At 70.9% G+C, this 237-nt stretch carries 1 protein-coding gene; it reads right to left on the reverse strand.

The features are described 5' to 3' along the window. Positions 1–237: hypothetical protein (locus tag Q4528_RS16020; protein ID WP_303522751.1), on the reverse strand; the 237-nt coding region annotated here is incomplete at both ends.

Genomic DNA, 237 nt, shown 5'->3' on the forward strand with positions numbered 1-237 from the left:
CCACCGGCGTGCCAGGCGCCCATTCGATGTGAAAGTCGGCGATTACGGTCGCCGAGTCGTAGAGCCCGCTCGGCACGGTCAGCGCGATGGCGTGCGTATCGTCGGCCGGCAGCACACCGCTGCCGCCTGCTCCGCTGACCCCAGGCAGCGCCGTGCCGGTCCATTCGACGGTGACCGATTCGCCGGCCTTGGTCGGTAGCGTGACCTCGTGCGAGGCCGGGTCCGACGCCATCGCGG

This window comes from Staphylococcus pasteuri (genome assembly GCF_030547725.1).
GTDB classification, from domain to species: Bacteria; Bacillota; Bacilli; order Staphylococcales; family Staphylococcaceae; genus Staphylococcus; species Staphylococcus pasteuri.